Annotated in this window: 13 protein-coding genes; 10 read left to right on the top strand and 3 right to left on the bottom strand. The window is 65.0% G+C overall.

Annotation, left to right across the window (positions count from 1 at the left end; translation table 11 throughout):
- Positions 1-32 precede the first annotated feature (32 nt).
- Genes PI87_RS00445 through PI87_RS00410 form a run of 8 tightly spaced genes read left to right on the top strand, consistent with a single transcriptional unit; the run spans position 33 to position 11,468 of the window.
- Positions 33-1,781 (top strand): PHA/PHB synthase family protein, encoded by a 1,749-nt coding sequence (locus PI87_RS00445; protein WP_039596406.1) that lies wholly within the window; start codon positions 33-35, stop codon positions 1,779-1,781.
- Positions 1,782-3,293, top strand: a complete 1,512-nt coding sequence (locus PI87_RS00440) for an efflux transporter outer membrane subunit (protein ID WP_052321352.1) — start codon at positions 1,782-1,784, stop codon at positions 3,291-3,293. It begins immediately after the preceding gene.
- Positions 3,293-4,366: an HlyD family secretion protein gene (locus tag PI87_RS00435; RefSeq protein ID WP_039596404.1), complete on the top strand. Its 1,074-nt coding sequence runs from the start codon at positions 3,293-3,295 to the stop codon at positions 4,364-4,366. The genes PI87_RS00440 and PI87_RS00435 overlap by 1 nt, the downstream gene beginning before the upstream one ends.
- 23 nt (positions 4,367-4,389) lie before the next feature.
- Positions 4,390-7,158 (top strand): ribosome-associated ATPase/putative transporter RbbA, encoded by a 2,769-nt coding sequence (rbbA, locus tag PI87_RS00430; RefSeq protein WP_052321387.1) that lies wholly within the window; start codon positions 4,390-4,392, stop codon positions 7,156-7,158.
- Positions 7,159-7,167: 9 nt separating this feature from the next.
- On the top strand, positions 7,168-8,319 hold the full coding sequence (locus tag PI87_RS00425; protein ID WP_052321351.1) for an ABC transporter permease: 1,152 nt from the start codon (positions 7,168-7,170) through the stop codon (positions 8,317-8,319).
- 9 nt (positions 8,320-8,328) lie between these two features.
- Complete coding sequence (locus PI87_RS00420) at positions 8,329-8,838, top strand: hypothetical protein (protein ID WP_039595719.1); 510 nt, start codon at positions 8,329-8,331, stop codon at positions 8,836-8,838.
- A gap of 9 nt (positions 8,839-8,847) precedes the next feature.
- Positions 8,848-10,293 (top strand): bifunctional enoyl-CoA hydratase/phosphate acetyltransferase, encoded by a 1,446-nt coding sequence (locus PI87_RS00415; protein WP_039595718.1) that lies wholly within the window; start codon positions 8,848-8,850, stop codon positions 10,291-10,293.
- A complete protein-coding gene (locus tag PI87_RS00410) occupies positions 10,290-11,468 on the top strand; it encodes an acetate/propionate family kinase (protein ID WP_039595717.1) in 1,179 nt (392 codons plus the stop codon). The genes PI87_RS00415 and PI87_RS00410 overlap by 4 nt, the downstream gene beginning before the upstream one ends.
- A gap of 382 nt (positions 11,469-11,850) precedes the next feature.
- Here the strand turns inward: PI87_RS00410 and PI87_RS00405 are convergent, their stop codons facing one another.
- On the bottom strand, positions 11,851-12,333 hold the full coding sequence (locus tag PI87_RS00405) for a DUF2867 domain-containing protein (RefSeq protein WP_232313915.1): 483 nt from the start codon (positions 12,331-12,333) through the stop codon (positions 11,851-11,853).
- Positions 12,334-12,514: 181 nt separating this feature from the next.
- Positions 12,515-13,726, bottom strand: a complete 1,212-nt coding sequence (locus PI87_RS00400; RefSeq protein ID WP_039595715.1) for an MFS transporter — start codon at positions 13,724-13,726, stop codon at positions 12,515-12,517.
- Between the two features lie 120 nt (positions 13,727-13,846).
- On the opposite strand from PI87_RS00400, the gene PI87_RS00395 reads away from it, so the two are divergent.
- Entirely contained in the window at positions 13,847-14,815 is a 969-nt protein-coding gene (locus tag PI87_RS00395; protein ID WP_039595714.1) for an AraC family transcriptional regulator, read from the top strand.
- 15 nt (positions 14,816-14,830) lie between these two features.
- Here PI87_RS00395 and PI87_RS00390 read toward each other — a convergent pair whose 3' ends face one another.
- Entirely contained in the window at positions 14,831-15,748 is a 918-nt protein-coding gene (locus PI87_RS00390; RefSeq protein WP_039595713.1) for a LysR family transcriptional regulator, read from the bottom strand.
- A gap of 216 nt (positions 15,749-15,964) precedes the next feature.
- On the opposite strand from PI87_RS00390, the gene PI87_RS00385 reads away from it, so the two are divergent.
- Positions 15,965-17,266 (top strand): MFS transporter, encoded by a 1,302-nt coding sequence (locus PI87_RS00385; protein WP_039595712.1) that lies wholly within the window; start codon positions 15,965-15,967, stop codon positions 17,264-17,266.
- Positions 17,267-17,273 lie beyond the last annotated feature (7 nt).

The following is a 17,273-nucleotide window of genomic DNA, read 5'->3' as shown; positions in this document are numbered from 1 at the left end:
TGCAAATCCGCAATCGTTTGACGCCCCCGACCATGCACACCGCCCCCGTGCCATCCTCCTCGGCCGCCGAGCAGATCGATCCGCCATTTCACGCCGCCCTTGCGCGTGGGTCGAATTCGCTGTCGTTTGTCTCGATCCAGTTGGCCTTGCTCGATTGGGCCCTGCATCTGGCGGTCTCCCCCGGCAAGCGGCTGGATCTGTGGCGCCTGGCACTGACCCAGGCTGAACAGCTTGGCAGCTACCTCCAGAATTGCATGGCAGCCGGCCCGCAGCAGCCGTGTCTTTGCGTTCAGCCGCCGGCGCAGGACCGTCGCTTCTCGGCCGAAGCGTGGCGCTTGTGGCCATTCAACGTGCTGCACCAATCCTTTCTGCTGACCGAGCAATGGTGGGAAGCGGCCACGCACGGCGTATGGGGTGTCGCCAAGCATCATGAGGACGTGGTTGCCTTTGCCGCACGCCAATGGCTCGACATGATGTCGCCAGGCAATCAATTGGCGACGAACCCCGTGGTGTTACGTCAGACTGCAGAGCAGCGCGGCAGCAATCTGATGCGGGGCGCGCTCAATGCGGTGGACGACATCGAGCGTTTGATGAGTGGCGCACCAGCCGCCGGCACCGAACACTTCGTGGTGGGCCGCGACGTGGCGGTAACCCCCGGCAAGGTTGTGCTGCGCAACCGCCTGATCGAGTTGATCCAGTACGCGCCCGCCACGCCCAAGGTCCAGGCCGAGCCCATCCTGATCGTGCCGGCGTGGATCATGAAGTACTACATCCTCGATCTGTCGCCGCAGAACTCGCTGATCCGCTATCTGGTCGAACAGGGCCATACCGTGTTCTGTATCTCCTGGAAAAACCCGGACGAGGCCGACCGTGACCTGGACATGGACGCCTATCTCAAGCTTGGCGTCTTTGCCGCGCTGGATGCTGTCAATGCCATCGTGCCAGGCCGGCGTGTGCACGCCACGGGCTATTGCCTCGGCGGTACGTTGCTGACCATTGCCGCAGCGGCCATGGCGCGTGATGGTGACGCACGACTGGCATCCATGACGCTCTTTGCCGCGCAGACTGATTTCTGCGAGCCGGGCGAACTGGGCCTGTTCATCGACGAGGCGCAGGTCAGCCTGCTTGAGGCGCAGATGGCGCAGACCGGCTACCTGCGCGCAAGCCAGATGGCCGGCGCCTTCCAGATGCTGCGCTCATATGACTTGTTGTGGTCACGCGTGGTGGGGGAATACCTGATGGGCGACCGCGCCCCCATGAACGACCTGATGGCCTGGAACGCCGATGCCACACGCATGCCTGCGCGCATGCACAGTCAGTATCTGCGACGCCTGTTCCTGAACGATGACCTGAGCGAGGGCCGCTACCCCGTCAATGGCAAGCCGGTGGTCTTGAACGACATCAGCGCGCCCATCTTCGTGGTGGGGACGCTGACCGACCACGTGGCCCCCTGGCGCTCGGTCTACAAGCTGCATCACCTGACCGAGGCGGCGTTGACGTTCGTGCTCACCAGCGGTGGGCATAACGCCGGCATTGTCAGCCCACCGGTGAACTCGCATCGGCAGTTCCAGATGCAGACCCGCCATGTTGGCAACGTATCGGTAGGGCCGGATGATTGGTTGGCTTCGGCCCCCGCCACTGGCGGATCTTGGTGGCCTGCATGGCAGGCATGGCTCGTCGCGCATGCGTCAGACCCAACGCCGGTCAAGCCACCGAAGATGGGTGCCGCAGATTTGCCGCCGCTGGACGGCGCGCCCGGCACCTACGTGCTGGAGAAGTAAATGCGTGCGCAGAAACATTTCCCGGCAGGAGGCCGGGGCGCGGGCCCGCGTGCAACCGCCATTGCCGCCTTCGTTGTACTGGCGCTGTCCGGTTGCATCTCGATGGCGCCGCCTTACGAGGCACCCTCGCTACCTGTGGCTCAGCGCTACGACGCCGACGATGGCCGCGACGGTTTGTCCGCTGCGGCCACAGGCTGGCAAGCGTACTTTACGGATGCGCGCCTGCAATCGTTGATCGCCCAGGCACTGGAGAACAACCGCGACCTGCGTACCGCCGTGCTGCGCGTGGAAGAGGCGCGCGCCGCGTTTGGCATCCAACGGGCGGAGTCGTTTCCGCACCTCAATGCGGGGGCGGGTCTCAACCGGCTGGGCATTCCCGCCGATATTGACCCGTTGGGCATGCCCCTGCGCGTGAGCCAGTACCAAGTGGGGGCGGGCGTCTCCAGTTGGGAGATCGATTTCTGGGGACGTGTACGCAACCTCAATGCGGCAGCGCTGGAAAGCTACGTGGCCTCCGACGCGGCACGTCGCGCGGTGGCGCTGGGGCTGATCGCGCAAGTCGCCGACAGCTACCTGACGCTGCGAGAACTGGACGAGCGCATCGCGCTGGCGCAGCAGACCGTGGACAGCCGCACTGAGACACTGCGCATCTTCTCGCGCCGTGTGGCCGTGGGGGCAACTTCACGGCTGAACCAAACGCAGGTCGAGACCCTGCTGACCCAGGCGCAGGCACTGCTTACGCAATTGCTGCAAGCGCGTGACGCGCAGGCGCACGGTCTGGTGCTGCTCGTGGGCAAGCCCATCGACCTGCCACCGGTGGCAGAGCCGCTCGATGAACGCCGCGTGCTGGCCGAACTGCGTGCCGGACTGCCCTCCGATCTGCTGACGCAGCGCCCCGACATTGCTGCCGCCGAGCACCGGCTGCGTGCTGCGCACGCCAGCATTGGTGCGGCACGCGCGGCGTTCTTCCCACGCGTAGCGCTGACTGGCGCTTACGGCACGATCAGCCCCGAGTTGGGCAACCTGTTCGCACCCGGCACACGCGCCTGGGTCTTTGCGCCGAGCATCACGCTCCCGCTGTTTGAGGGCGGCAAGCTGCGCAGCAACCTTGACCTGGCCGAAGCCCGCCGCGATCTGGCGGTGACTGGTTACGAGAAGACCGTGCAAAGCGCTTTCCGCGATGTGTCCGACGCACTCTCCGCCCGCAAGTGGCTGGCCGAACAGCTTGAGATCGCGCAGGCCGCGTTGGCCGCGCAGACCGAGCGCGCACGGCTGTCGCAACTGCGCTTCGATGCCGGGTCATCGACGTATCTGGAGGTGCTCGACGCGCAGCGGGATCTGCTGGCCGCGCAACAGCAACAGGTGCAGGTACGCCGCGCGCTTCTGTCCAGCCGCGTTGGTTTATATGCGGCGCTGGGTGGCGGCATGCTGGCTGCCGGAACCACGTCTGATCCGAAACCCCATCTGAGCCTGGCGCCACCCCCGCGCGCATTGGGCGGAGCCACACCATGATGACGATATCCCCCCGACAGCGATGGATTGCACTGCTCGCCGCCGCACTGGTGGCAGCCGGTGGCGCGTTTGCGTGGAAGACATTGCGACAAGACGGCCCCGGCAAGGGCTTTGCAAGCGGCAATGGCCGTATCGAGGCCACCGAGATCGACGTGGCCACCAAGCTCCCCGGCCGCGTACAGGACATCCTCGTGGAAGAGGGCGATTTCGTGAACGCCGGCCAGCCGCTCGCACACATGCAGGTGCAGACCCTGGAGGCGCAACGCGATGAAGCCCAGGCGCGGCAGCAGCAGTCCATCTCGGCCGTGGCGAGCGCACAGGCCCAGGTGGCGGTGCGGGAGGCAGACCGGCAGGCGGCGCTGGCGCAGATCGCGCTGCGCGAAAGCGATCTGGATGCCGCGCAACGCCGGCTGACGCGTTCTGAAACGCTGTCGCACGAAGGCGCCTCGTCGATGCAAGAGCTGGACGACGACCGTGCCCGCGTACGCAGCGCCAAGGCCGCGCTGGTGGCGGCCCGTGCGCAGGCCGAGGCGGCGCAGGCGGCGGTGGCCTCGGCCCGCACACAGGTGGCCGGTGCCAATGCCACCGTCAAGGCGGCGGACGCGACGGTACTGCGCATCAAGGCCGACATTGACGACAGCGCCCTGACCGCCCCGCGGGACGCCCGTGTGCAATACCGCATTGCCCAGCCTGGTGAGGTGCTGGCCGGCGGCGGGCGACTGCTCAATCTGGTCGATCTGTCAGACGTCTACATGACCTTCTTCGTGCCGGAGACGGACGCAGGCCGAATTGCCATGGGCAGCGAGGTGCGCATCGTGCTCGACGCCGCGCCGCAGTACGTGATTCCGGCACGCGTGTCCTTTGTCGCCAGCACCGCGCAGTTCACGCCCAAGACGGTGGAAACCGCCAGCGAGCGCCAGAAGCTGATGTTCCGTATCAAGGCACAGATTGACCGTGATCTGCTGCGCAAGCACCTGAAGCTGGTGAAGACCGGTCTGCCCGGCATGGCGTGGCTCAAGCTCGACGCGCAGGCTGATTGGCCGGCCAATCTGGCGATCAAGGTTCCGCAGTGACCCAGTTTGCCGACCTGCTCACGATGCAGGATGCGCGGCTCGTGCCGCCGGTGGTCAGCCTTGCTGGCGTGACCCTGCGCTACCGCAAGACGCTGGCGCTGGATGACGTCACACTCGACCTGCCCGCCGGGTGCATGGTGGGGCTGATCGGCCCTGACGGCGTGGGCAAGTCGAGCCTGTTGTCATTGGTGGCCGGGGCCCGCGCCTTGCAGGACGGCGCTGTGCATGTGTTGGGCAGCGACATGTCGGATCGGCGTGCGCGCGCCGCGGTCGGCCCGCGCATCGCCTACATGCCGCAAGGGTTGGGGCGCAACCTGTACCCCACGCTGTCGATCGAGGAGAACCTGCAGTTCTTCGGTCGCCTGTTCGGTCATGACGCGGCCGAGCGCCGTCGCCGCATTGACGCGCTGACGGCCAGCACCGGCCTGCGGCCATTCCTTTCACGCCCGGCGGGCAAGCTGTCGGGCGGCATGAAGCAGAAGCTGGCGCTGTGCTGCGCATTGATCCACGACCCCGATCTGCTGATCCTCGACGAACCGACCACGGGCGTCGACCCGCTCTCGCGCAGCCAGTTCTGGGATTTGATCGCCGGCATTCGGGCCGAGCGCCCGGGCATGAGCGTGGTGGTGGCTACCGCCTACATGGAAGAGGCCGAGCGCTTTGACTGGCTAGTCGCCATGGATGCTGGGCAGGCACTGGCCACCGGCACGCCGGCCAGCCTGCGCAGCCGCACGGGCACCGAATCTCTGGAGGCCGCCTTCATCGCGCTACTGCCGCCGGCACGGCGCCAGGGCCACCAGGCCGTGGTCGTGCCGCCGCTGGTAGCCGGTGCAGAAGACGAGGTGGCCGTGCAGGCGAACGGGCTGACCATGCGCTTTGGCGATTTTGTGGCGGTCGACCACGTCGACTTCCGTATCCGGCGTGGAGAAATCTTCGGCTTTCTCGGCTCCAACGGCTGCGGCAAGTCGACCACCATGAAGATGCTCACCGGCCTGCTGCCCGCCAGCGAGGGCCAAGCGTGGCTGTTCGGCCATCCGGTCGATCCGAAAGATATCGACACGCGCCGGCGTGTGGGCTACATGTCGCAGGCGTTCTCGTTGTACGGCGAGTTGACCGTACGCCAGAACCTCGTGCTGCACGCGCGCCTGTTCCAGGTGCCTGAACCCGAGGTGCAGCCCCGCGCGGCGGAGATGCTCACCCGCTTCGGGCTGCAGGACGTGGCCGACAGCTTGCCCGAAAGCCTGCCGCTGGGCATGCGGCAGCGCCTGTCGCTGGCTGTGGCGATGGTGCACAAGCCAGAGCTGCTGATCTTGGATGAACCGACCTCCGGCGTCGACCCGGTCGCGCGCGACATGTTCTGGCGCCTGATGGTCGACCTAGCACGGCAGGACCGCGTGACCATCTTCATCTCCACGCACTTCATGAACGAGGCCGAGCGCTGCGACCGCATCTCGCTCATGCATGCCGGTCGCGTGCTGGTGAGCGACGCACCCGCCGCGCTGGTGCGCGCACGCGGCACGCAGACGCTGGAGCAGGCATTCATCGCCTATCTGCAGGAAGCCTCCAAAGCGGCATCTGAGGCGGTTGCCGGCGCTGATGTGGTTGCCGCGCCAACGCCTGCGCACGCAACATCCGCCAAAACGCCCGCCAAGCTGCCCGCCCGCCGCCACTTCAGCTTTGCGCGCGCGTTGAGCTATTCGCAGCGTGAGGCACTGGAGCTGCGCCGCGACCCGGTGCGCGCCACGCTGGCCTTGCTCGGCACCGCCATCCTGATGTTCATCATCGGATACGGCATCAGCCTGGATGTGGAGAACCTCACCTACGCCGTGCTCGACCGAGACCAGACCGCGCTCTCGCGCGACTACACGCTCAACCTGGCCGGTTCGCGCTATTTCATCGAAAAACCACCGATTCGCGACTACGCTGAGTTAGACCGCCGCATGCGCAGCGGCGAGCTGTCGCTGGCGATAGAGATTCCGCCCGGCTTTGCGCGTGATGTGGAGCGCGGGGCGGCGGTGCAGGTCGGCGCCTGGGTAGACGGCGCCATGCCCACCCGCGCGGAAACCGTACGCGGCTACGTGCAGGCCATCCACCAGCTCTGGCTGGCGGACGCCGCAGTGCACCGGCTGGGGCTGCGGCTTTCTGTGCCCAGCACCATCGAGACGCGCTATCGCTACAACCCCGATGTGAGAAGCCTGCCCGCCATGGTGCCCGCCGTGATCCCGATGCTGCTGATGATGATTCCCGCCATGCTGGCGGCGCTGTCGGTGGTGCGCGAAAAGGAACTGGGCTCCATCATCAATTTCTACGTCACGCCGGTTACGCGGGCGGAATTCGTACTGGGCAAGCAGGCGCCGTACATTGTGTTGGCCATGCTGAACTTCCTGCTGCTGGCGGTGCTGGCCGTCACGGTGTTCGGTGTGCCGATCAAGGGCAGCTTTGCGACGCTCGCGCTGGGGGCGCTGATTTTCGTGACGTGCTCGACGGGCTTCGGGCTGTTTGCATCAACGTTCACGCAAAGCCAGATTGCGGCCATGTTCGTGACCATGATCGGCACCATCATTCCGTGCGTGCAGTTTGCGGGGCTGCTCAATCCCGTGTCGTCGCTGGAAGGGGTGGGGGCCTTGATCGGGCACGTGTATCCGGCCACCCACTTTCTGACCATCAGCCGGGGCGTGTTCAGCAAGGCACTGGACGCGGGGGCACTTGGCAGCGCGTTCTGGCCGTTGCTGGCTGCGGTGCCGGTCATCCTGGGCGCGACGCTACTGATGCTGCGCAAGCAGGACCACTAGGAGCCGGTCATGCCAAGCCGCCTGTCCGATCGTCGGTCTGCCCGCCTCAGCAATATCTTCCGCCTGGGCATTAAGGAGCTGTGGAGCCTGGCGCGTGACCCGATGATGCTGGTGCTGATCGCCTACACCTTCACGCTGTCGATCTACGTGGCAGCCACTGCCATGCCGGAGAGCCTGCACAACGCGTCGATTGCCATCGTGGATGAAGACAGCTCGCCGTTGTCGGCGCGTATCGTTTCGAGCTTCTATCCGCCACATTTCCGCACGCCCGCGCTGATCCCGCTGACCGAGATGGATGCGGGCATGGACAGCGGGCGCTATACGTTCGTGCTCGACATTCCGCCCAACTTCCAGCGCGACGTGCTGGCCGGGCGTGCGCCGACCATCCAGCTCAACATCGACGCTACCCGTATGAGCCAGGCCTTCACCGGTAACGGCTACATTCAGCAGATCGTCTCGGGCGAGGTGAACGAGTTTCTGCAGCGCCACCGCGCCGCGCCGTCTGCGCCGGTCGACCTGGTGCTGCGCATGCGTTTCAACCCCAACCTTGAGCAGACCTGGTTCGGCTCATTGATGGAAATCATCAACAACGTGACGATGCTGTCGATCATCCTGACCGGTGCCGCGCTCATCCGTGAACGCGAACACGGCACCATCGAACATCTGCTGGTGATGCCCGTCACGCCGTTCGAGATCATGACGGCCAAGGTGTGGTCGATGGGGCTGGTGGTGGTGCTGGCCGCACTGGTGGCGCTGCTGTGCGTGGTGCAAGGTGCGCTCCACGTGCCGATCGAGGGCTCGATCTCGCTGTTCATGCTGGTGGCCGCGCTGCATCTGTTTGCCACCACCTCCATGGGCATCTTTCTAGCGACCGTGGCACGTTCCATGCCGCAATTCGGCATGCTGCTGGTTCTGGTGCTGCTGCCGCTGCAACTGCTCTCGGGCGGCACCACCCCGCGCGAGAGCATGCCCGTGCTGGTGCAAGACATCATGCTGGCCGCGCCGACCACGCATTTTGTATCGGCGTCGCAAGCGATTCTTTACCGGGGCGCGGGGCTGTCTGTGGTGTGGCCGCAATGTCTGGCCATCTGCGGGATCGGTGCCGTGCTGTTTGTCGCGTCATTGACACGTTTTCGTCAAACCATCAGCCAGATGACCTAAGGAGCCGACATGGAAACACCGACCGATCTTCCCTTCGCACTCTATAAGGCGCAGGTTGCGCTCGGGCTGCAAACGCTGGGCTTGTTCAAGGCGGCGCGGCAACGCTGGTTTGAACTCGGTGCCCAGTTGTTGGCCGATGACGTTGCGCGCACGGAATCCGCGTTGGCCGATCTGCAGGGCGCGGAGAACTGGCAGGCGTTCGGGGCGCTGCTGCCCAGTGCTTTCTGGCAAGCCAACCAACGTGGAGTGACGATGCTGCAGGGCGTGGTGCAGACGGCCATCGCCAACCAGTCCAGTTTTGCTACCGAATACCAGCGTGCCGTGTTGGAATGGCAGCAAGCCTCGGTACAGGCGTTGAGCGCGGCGCGCAATGCCATGCCGGCGCATACGATGCTGCAGGACATGCTGAGCACGTTTGGCGCACCGACCAACCTGTTTGTCCGCCAGGAAGCCGCACCACAGAGCCCTGTGCCACCGCGCAGGAAGGGTAACGGCGAACTAGCCAGGGTAGCCTCCTAAGGAACGCCCATGAAGACCGACCACCTGTCTGCACAACCCGCACCGCTACCCGGCGGCGACTTGAGCGTGGTGCGCAACCGCACCTTCGACGAGATCGTCGTTGGTGAAAGCGCAGCCATCCAGCGCACGCTCACAGCCGAGGATATTCAACTCTTTGCCGTGCTGTCGGGCGACGTCAACCCGCAGCATCTGGATGCAGAGTTTGCGGCGTCCACGCGTTTTCATGGCGTGATTGCTCACGGCATGCTGGGCGGTGCGTTGATTTCTGCCGTGCTCGGCACGCGCCTGCCGGGGCCGGGCACGATCTACCTTGGGCAGACACTGCAATTTCACGCGCCGGTACGCATTGGCGATACGTTGACCATTCGCGTCACGGTGACCAGCAAGGAAGACGACAAGAAGCGGCTCAAGCTGGCGTGTACCTGCACGAACGACACCGGCACGGTCGCCATCTCGGGGGAGGCCGAGGTCATCGCGCCCACCGAGCGGATCGAGCGGCCGCGCACCACGCTGCCCGACGTGCGCATCACAGTCGGCGGCGATGGCATCCACCGGCTGCTCGACCACGTGCGGCCCCTGGGGGCGATCCGCACGGCAGTGGTACACCCGTGCGATGCGCTGAGTCTGTCGGCCGCGCTGGACGCACGTGCTGAAGGCCTGATCGTGCCGTGCCTGGTTGCGCCGCGCGCCAAGCTGATGCGCGTTGCAGCAGAAGCGGGGCTTAACCTGAATGGCGTCGAGATCGAAGACGTGCCGCACAGCAACGCCGCCGCAGCCCGTGCCGTAGAGCTTGTGACGCAGGGCAGGGTAGAGGCGCTCATGAAAGGCAGTCTGCATACCGATGAGCTCATGGCCGCTGTGGTGCGTGCCGATGCGGGGCTGCGCACCAAGCGCCGGATCAGCCATTGCTTTGTGATGCAGTCGCCTGCGTATCCGCGCCCGTTTATCGTGACGGACGCCGCCATCAACATTGCACCGACCTTGGATCAGAAGGCGGACATCATCCGCAACGCCATCGACTTGGCCCATGCGATTGGCGTGGAGCGGCCGCGTGTGGCAATCCTCGCGGCCGTTGAGACGGTGAATCCGCAGATGCCCGCCACGCTTGACGCAGCGGCGCTGTGCAAGATGGCCGACCGCGGCCAGATCGAGGGCGGAGTGCTGGACGGGCCACTGGCCTTCGACAATGCAGTCTCGGCGGCTGCCGCGCGCATCAAGGGTATCGTCTCGGAGGTAGCAGGGCAGGCCGATGTGCTGGTGGTGCCGGATCTGGAGAGCGGCAACATGCTCGCCAAGCAGTTGGAATACCTGGGCGGGGCAGCCAGCGCCGGCATTGTGCTCGGCGCACGCGTGCCCATCGTACTGACCAGCCGAGCCGATTCACGCGAATCGCGCATCGCGTCGTGCGCCATCGCCACGCTGCTGGCACACCGTTACCGCATCTTGCCGCCATGAACGATTGCATCGTCGTACTGAACTGCGGGTCATCGAGCATCAAGTTTGCGCTGTTCGATGCAACACTGCGCCCGCTGCCGCGTACACCCGTGTGGAACGGCAAAGTGGAGGGGATCGGCACCGATCACCCCGTGGCGACGGAAACCGGGTTGCCAACGCAGGCGGTGGAGCTTGACGCCGCGCAGCCGTATCACGCCGCGCTGCTGCACATTCGCCAGCGTGTCGAGCAGATGCTGGACGGCCGTCGGCTTACTGCCGTGGCCCACCGGGTGGTGCACGGCGGGTCAAAGTACTTCGCGCCGGTACGTGTGGATGCCGGTGTGCTGGCTGATCTGCGCAGTTACATCCCGCTTGCACCGCTGCACCAGCCATTCGCCCTGGAAGCTATCGAGGCGCTGCTGTCCGCGCTGCCCGATGTGCCGCAGGTGGCGTGCTTCGACACGGCGTTCCACCACACGCTGCCACAGGTCGAGATGATGTTGCCGTTGCCTTACGCAGCATGGGAACGTGGGCTGCGGCGTTACGGCTTTCACGGGCTGTCGTATGAGTACATGTCGATCGCGCTTGCCGAGCGGCATGGCGAAGCTGCACGTGGCCGGACCATCGTTGCGCACCTTGGCAGCGGTGCCAGCCTGTGCGCCATGCAGGGGCTGACCAGCGTGGCCACCACCATGGGCTTCTCCGCGCTCGATGGCCTGATGATGGGCACTCGCTGCGGAGCGCTGGACCCCGGGGCGGTGCTTTACCTGATGGAAACGGAGCATCTTTCCCCGGCACAGGTCGGGCACGTGCTGTATCACGAATCGGGGCTGCTCGGCGTGTCAGGGCTGTCGTCCGACCCGCGTGACCTGTTGCCGCATGAAGCTGACAACCCACGCGTGCAGGCGGCGTTGGCGCTCTACGTGCGCCGTATCGTCCGCGAGATCGGCGCTTTGGTGGCCGTGCTCGGTGGTTTGGACTTGCTGGTCTTCACGGCCGGCATTGGTGAGCACAACGCCGCGCTGCGCGAGCGCGTCGTGCACGCGCTCAGCTATTTGGGCGCCGACTTGGACGACGTAGCCAACCAAGCGCATGCCGCGATCATCTCCAGAGCGACTAGCCGCATTCGTATAGCGGTGGAGCCGACCAACGAGGAGTGGGTGGCAGCGCAGCACGCAGTGCAATCACTTTACTGAGACTGAGCTTTGGCGAAGGGTGATTAGAGTTGCTTCCGTCGGATAGTCAACTCACACCCGGTCAATTGCTTCGCCATCAATTTAACATAATCATAATTATGAGAAAAAATGGTGTTGGGGATTTTTTCTAATGTCGTACATGGGATGAATTCAAATGTCGTACCCCGTTCCTGAGCGTGCCAAGCTGGCGGCCTTGCAAGCCAGCCTGGAGCGCGATCATGGGATGACCCGACACGATCACCATGAGCATGCGGGAGCTGGACCGCTGCAAGGTCATCCAGGCGGTCGTCGAGGACGGCATGATGGTCTGGCGTGCCGCGGAGAAGCTGGGGATCTCCAAGCCATCGTATGTCCTAGAGAATTGGTGTTGGAGCAGACCAGTTCAGACAGCACGGCTTGCCGCCTGGTCCAGACTAGCCCGCGCGATTACACGGTGGAACGGCGTGATTGCCGCGAGGTACGTCCGCCCCAGCAAGTTATGGCAATGCACCACGGTCACCACGACGAGCTCCCTGCCGCCTGCCGCACCCGCGCGCAGCTGGATTGCAAGCCGGAAGTCGAGATGCCGATCGTTCTCGCCCATCACCAGTTCCTCCGCACTCTTCGACAGCAGTGGAAAGAAACCGATCACCGGCCCCCGCGCCGCCGCAGCAATACCGACCGCACGAGACGATTTGACGCCGACTGTCGCCATAATCATGTCCCGCACCCGCGTCAGCGCACGAATCCACCACGCCTGCCGCTCGAATCCCGCGCGCGCCAACACTTCCAGATCGTCACTGGCCCCCGCCGGCAACTGAACCGCATATGCATCCAGCAGATCAGCGCTCCTGTAAAGCGGCGCTAGGATGCTGTTGGATGGCATAGGTATCGCATGAGCTTTATGAGCGTTGATCATCAACCATTCTCTCAGAAGCGCTGCTGTGAAAAATGCAGCGGCGGTCTAGCTAATGCTCGCAGCGTATCAATCCAGATCGCACCATACACAGCCTGTATGGCGCAACCGCCTGGACAATTGATGTGAGGCCAGCACGACCGCACACATATCACTCAATCAGCGCAGCCACCGTCTCCACGCGCTTCGGCACGCCCGTCACGATCGTCGCCACCGCAACGGCCAACACGACGGCAGCCCCAATGAACACACCGGCTGCGCCGTTCGCGTCGAACACGACGCCGCCTGCTGCTGCGCCAGTCGCAATGGCGAGCTGCACAGCCGCAACGATCAAGCCACCAGCGCTCTCGGCTTCGTCGGGCACGGTACGCGTGACCCACGTTGACCACGCCACCGGCACGCCGCCGAACGCCATGCCCCACAGCGCGATGAGCACGGCGTCGATCATGGGCGCACGACCCAGCGCCACGAGTGCGATGCCGAGCACGACCATCAGCGCGGGCATGCCGATCAACATGGGCCGCAGCCGGTGCTCCAGCACACGGCCCGCGAGCGACGTGCCAACGAAGTTGGCAACACCGTAGCCGAGCAAAATCGCCGACAGCCCGTTCACGCCAACGCCCGCGACTTGCTCAAGGAACGGCCGCAGGTACGTGAAGAACGCGAAATGCCCGGTGAACACGAGGATCGTTGCGAACATCCCAAGGCCGACGGTTGGCCGGCGCAGCACGTCGATCAGTGTGCGCAGCCGTGTCGTACCGCTCGGCGCCATCGACGGCAACGTTGCAACCTGCGACACAAAGGCGACCACGCCGAGTGCCGCTGCAGCCAGGAACACGTTACGCCATCCGATCAGGTGACCGAAATAGCTGCCCAGCGGCGCGGCGGCGATCGTTGCGACGGCCACCCCACTGAAGATGATCGACAGCGCGCGCGGCACCATCGTGGCCGGCACGAGCCGCATGGCGGTGGCCGTCGCCATCGTCCAGAACCCGCCGAGCGCGATGCCGAGCACCACGCGGCCGATCAGGATCGTCGTCAGGTTGGTGGCAAACGCCACTGCCAGATTCGACGCCACAAGCAGCACCGAGAACGCGAGCAGCACGCGCCGGCGGTCGATCTTGCGCGTGGCGGCGGCGGTCAGCAGGCTCGTGACGAGCGCGACCGTTGCGGTGGCCGTGACGGCCTGCCCGGCCACGCCTTCGGTCACGCCGAGGCTTTCCGCCATCGGTGTGAGCAGGCTCGCGGGCAGGAATTCGGCCGTGACAAGGCCGAACACACCAAGTGCCATCGCGAAGACTGCGCCCCAGGCGGGCTCACGGGGCGCCGCGATTGAGGCGGCTGTTGAAGTTCCGGGGTTCATGCGTTGTTCCGTCTCAGGAAAAATCAGGGAAAGTACCAATGAGACCGCATGGTAGGTCCCGATGAACGGACGGTCTATGACATACAATCCGATCTTGTTGATCTATCGTCCGGATTCGAGATGCCCACTCCCCTGCCCGACGCGCACGACCTCGTCAGTGAACTGCTGCTTGGAATGCGCCTGAGCGGTGTCCAGTACCGCCGCATCCAGGTTGCACGGCCATTCGGGTTGAGCTTTGGCCAGGCACCGGGGCGCGCACAGTTCCATTTCGTCGGGCGCGGGCCGGTGCTGTTGCGCGATGCGACCGGCGCGACGATGCGGCTTGAGGCTGGCGACGCGGTCCTCCTGCCGCACGGCAGTCTGCATGCGTTGATGTCTGATCTGGATGCGCCATGCCGGGAAATCGGCGGCTTCGAGGCCGCGAAGATCTGTGACACCGTCGCGTCGGTTGGTGCGCCGCAGCCGTGCTCTGGGACAGAGCAGAGCGCTGGCGACGCGCTCATCTTCAGCGCATGCATGGAACTGGATCTGGGCGGCATGCAGCCGCTCGTCGGCACCATGCCTGAGTTCATGCACGTCGGCACCCTGCTCGCGCGCTACCCCGAAATCCGCCCAATGCTTGACGCGATGGAGCGTGAATCCTGTTCCGAGCGCGCGGGTTTCGCGGGCATCCTCGCGCGGCTCGCAGATGTGGTGGCCGCGTTCATCGTGCGCGGCTGGGTCGAGTGCGGCTGTGGTGACGCGACAGGCTGGGTGCAAGCGCTGCGCGAGCCAAAGCTCGGTCGCGCGATCGTCGCGCTGCATCGCGATCCGGGTCGCAACTGGAGCGTTGCGGAGCTGGCGGCAGAAGCCGGCGTGTCGCGCTCGGTGTTTGCCGAGCGCTTTCTTGCGGCAACCGGCATGACGCCCGTGCGCTACCTGACCGAGCTGCGCATGCGGCTCGCCGCGCAATGGATCACGCGTGACCGTGAAGCGATCGAAACCGTTGCGTACCGGCTCGGCTACGGCTCGCTCGCCGCGTTCAGCCGCGCATTCAAGCGGGTGGTCGGGCGACCGCCGGGGGCCATGCGTACGGAAGTCGAGGCCTGACGCTCGGGGCAACGTTCAGCGGTGGCGGTAACTCTGTGCAAAGTGCTGAATCTCCTTGCTGAACTCAGCGCAGGCATGCGTCATCAGATCTGCCGACCGATAGACCATGTAGACGGTGAAATCCGGCAGCTCGTCTTCCATCGGCAGGATCTCCAGCGCGCCCGGAATCGTGCGCAGCGGCCCCAGCGAGTTGGCGAAGACAAAGTTCGACCACATGCTCACCAGGTCCGTCTTGGTGGCCAGCTGCAGCCCGAGCAGGTTGGACCCGCTTTGCACGATACGGCGCGGCATCTCCAGCCGGTGCAGCCGCATCAGGCTTGCCATCGGGCTGCCGGGATCGTCCAGCGGGTCCAGCACCAGCCAGTCGGCATCCAATAGCGACCGCAGCTTGCGCGTGCGTCGCAGTGGATGTCCGGGCCGCACAGCTAGGCGCATCGACACAGAGAACAACCGCTCCCACTGAAAGCTGCCCGTGCCGGGCCCGCTGTTGGTGGAAATCAGCCCCAGATCGAGCCGGCCTTCGCGCAGCCCTTCCAGAATCTGCTGCGAGCGCTGCTCGAAACCGCGCAACGCGACATTGGGAAAGCGCATGCGGAATGCCGCCATGGCATCCGGCAGCGGCCCGCTGGAGGCCACGGCGGTAAAGCCGATGTTGAGTTCGGCCTCCGCATGGCCGCGGATGGATTCAATGTCTTCCAGCGCGTGGCGAAGCTCCTGTTCGACCACGCTGGCCCGCTTGACCAGCGCCACCCCATACGCCGTCAGACTCACGCCGCGCACCGAGCGCGACAGCAGCGTGACGCCAAGCTCCCGTTCCAGTTCGGCGATCGCCTTGGATAACGCCGGCTGCGAGATATGCAGCCCACGCGACGCCTCGTGAATGCTGCCGTGCTGGGCCACCGCCAGCAGGATGCGCAACTGGTGCAGCTTCACCGTGCTTCTCCTTCCTCGTCTTGTGCAACTTTTTGTGCCTGCTGCGTCATGCGTTCGCGGGCTTTCCCGGATAGCGGATGACTGCCGGTTATGACGGTGATTCTATTTGGTTATCGGGATGAATATTTGCGATTTTTTCTGCCCGCGCGTTCCCGGAATACTTCGTTGCCAAGGACTCGCAGAAGCCCTTCCCCAACATCGTGGATGGAGACCCCCATGAACGACGCCACCCTGCAGCCGGCCCTGCCCGCCTCGGCCATTGCTGCACGCAAGCCAACCAGCCAGGCGCGCTTGATTGCCGCGTGCTCGATCGGCAATGCGCTGGAGATGTATGACTTCACCGTCTACAGCTTCTTTGCGCTGATGATCGGCAAGCTGTTCTTCCCGTTGGATAGCGCCTATGGCTCATTGCTGCTGGCGGTGGCGACCTTCGGTATCGGCTTTGTGATGCGGCCGCTGGGCGGCTTCGTGATCGGCAACTATGCCGACCGCCACGGCCGCAAGGCCGCCATGACGCTGACCATCGGCCTGATGGTGATCGGCACGCTCTGTCTGGCAGTCGCGCCGACGTACGCGACCGCAGGCTTGTTCGGTCCGCTGGTGATTCTGGCGGGGCGTCTGCTGCAGGGCTTTTCGCTGGGCGGCGAGATTGGTGCATCGACCGCCATGCTGATGGAATCCGGCGGTATCAAGGGACGTGGTTTTCGCGTGAGCTGGCAGTTGGGCAGCCAGGGCATCGCCGCCCTGTGTGGCGCGCTGACTGCGGCCATTCTGTACGGCAGCCTGTCGCCGGAAGCGCTGCAGAGCTGGGGCTGGCGCGTGCCGTTCTTCCTGGGCCTGTTGATCGCGCCGGTGGGTCTCTACATCCGCTCGCACCTGGACGAAACCCATACCGCCGAAGCGCATGCGCCGAGCCCGCTCGGCATGCTGTTCCGCGAACACGGCGGCCTAGTGGCCAAGGGCGTTCTCACCATCATCGGCGGGACGGTAGGCACGTATCTGGTGATCTACTTCATGCCGACCTACATGATCCGCGAGCTGCATCTGCCGGCGTCGCTGTCACTGCTGGCGGGTTGCGTGACGGGGCTGACCAGCTTTGGTGCCTCGCTGCTTTCCGGTTGGCTGGCCGATCGGCTGCCGCGCCGCAAGCCGCTGGTGGTGGGTGCAACGCTCGTCACCGTGGTGCTGCTCTATCCGGCCTTCTGGCTGATGACGCATTACCCAAGCGTGCCGCTGGTGCTGGCGCTGTCGGCGTTGCTGACCGGCACGCTGTACCTGGGCACCACGCCCCTGCTGCTCATGATGATGGAGCTGCTGCCCATCAAGGTGCGCGCCAGCGGCTTGTCGGTGATCTACGCGATTGGGGTCACGGTGTTTGGCGGCTCGTGCCAGTTTGTCGTGACGTGGCTGCTGGCCCGCACCGGCAATCCGCTCTCCCCTGCCTTCTACATGATGGCGTGCAGCGCCATCACGCTGCTGACCGTGCTGAGCCTGCGCGAAGTACGCGAGTCCCACTAACCATCTC

Source organism: Ralstonia sp. A12 (assembly GCF_000801955.1).
In the GTDB taxonomy this organism is placed as follows: domain Bacteria; phylum Pseudomonadota; class Gammaproteobacteria; order Burkholderiales; family Burkholderiaceae; genus Ralstonia.
This window is presented reverse-complemented; position numbering and strand designations above follow the sequence as displayed.

What these genes read in the sequence shown, in the direction of transcription:
- PI87_RS00425 (WP_052321351.1), top strand. Translation starts at nt 7,168, where the DNA reads ATGCCAAGCCGCCTGTCCGATCGTCGGTCTGCCCGCCTCAGCAATATC.
- PI87_RS00420 (WP_039595719.1), top strand. Translation starts at nt 8,329, where the DNA reads ATGGAAACACCGACCGATCTTCCCTTCGCACTCTATAAGGCGCAGGTT.
- PI87_RS00385 (WP_039595712.1), top strand. Translation starts at nt 15,965, where the DNA reads ATGAACGACGCCACCCTGCAGCCGGCCCTGCCCGCCTCGGCCATTGCT.
- PI87_RS00405 (WP_232313915.1), bottom strand. Translation starts at nt 12,333, where the DNA reads ATGCCATCCAACAGCATCCTAGCGCCGCTTTACAGGAGCGCTGATCTG.
- PI87_RS00395 (WP_039595714.1), top strand. Translation starts at nt 13,847, where the DNA reads ATGCCCACTCCCCTGCCCGACGCGCACGACCTCGTCAGTGAACTGCTG.
- PI87_RS00440 (WP_052321352.1), top strand. Translation starts at nt 1,782, where the DNA reads ATGCGTGCGCAGAAACATTTCCCGGCAGGAGGCCGGGGCGCGGGCCCG.
- PI87_RS00400 (WP_039595715.1), bottom strand. Translation starts at nt 13,726, where the DNA reads ATGAACCCCGGAACTTCAACAGCCGCCTCAATCGCGGCGCCCCGTGAG.
- PI87_RS00445 (WP_039596406.1), top strand. Translation starts at nt 33, where the DNA reads ATGCACACCGCCCCCGTGCCATCCTCCTCGGCCGCCGAGCAGATCGAT.
- rbbA (WP_052321387.1), top strand. Translation starts at nt 4,390, where the DNA reads ATGCAGGATGCGCGGCTCGTGCCGCCGGTGGTCAGCCTTGCTGGCGTG.
- PI87_RS00415 (WP_039595718.1), top strand. Translation starts at nt 8,848, where the DNA reads ATGAAGACCGACCACCTGTCTGCACAACCCGCACCGCTACCCGGCGGC.
- PI87_RS00410 (WP_039595717.1), top strand. Translation starts at nt 10,290, where the DNA reads ATGAACGATTGCATCGTCGTACTGAACTGCGGGTCATCGAGCATCAAG.
- PI87_RS00435 (WP_039596404.1), top strand. Translation starts at nt 3,293, where the DNA reads ATGACGATATCCCCCCGACAGCGATGGATTGCACTGCTCGCCGCCGCA.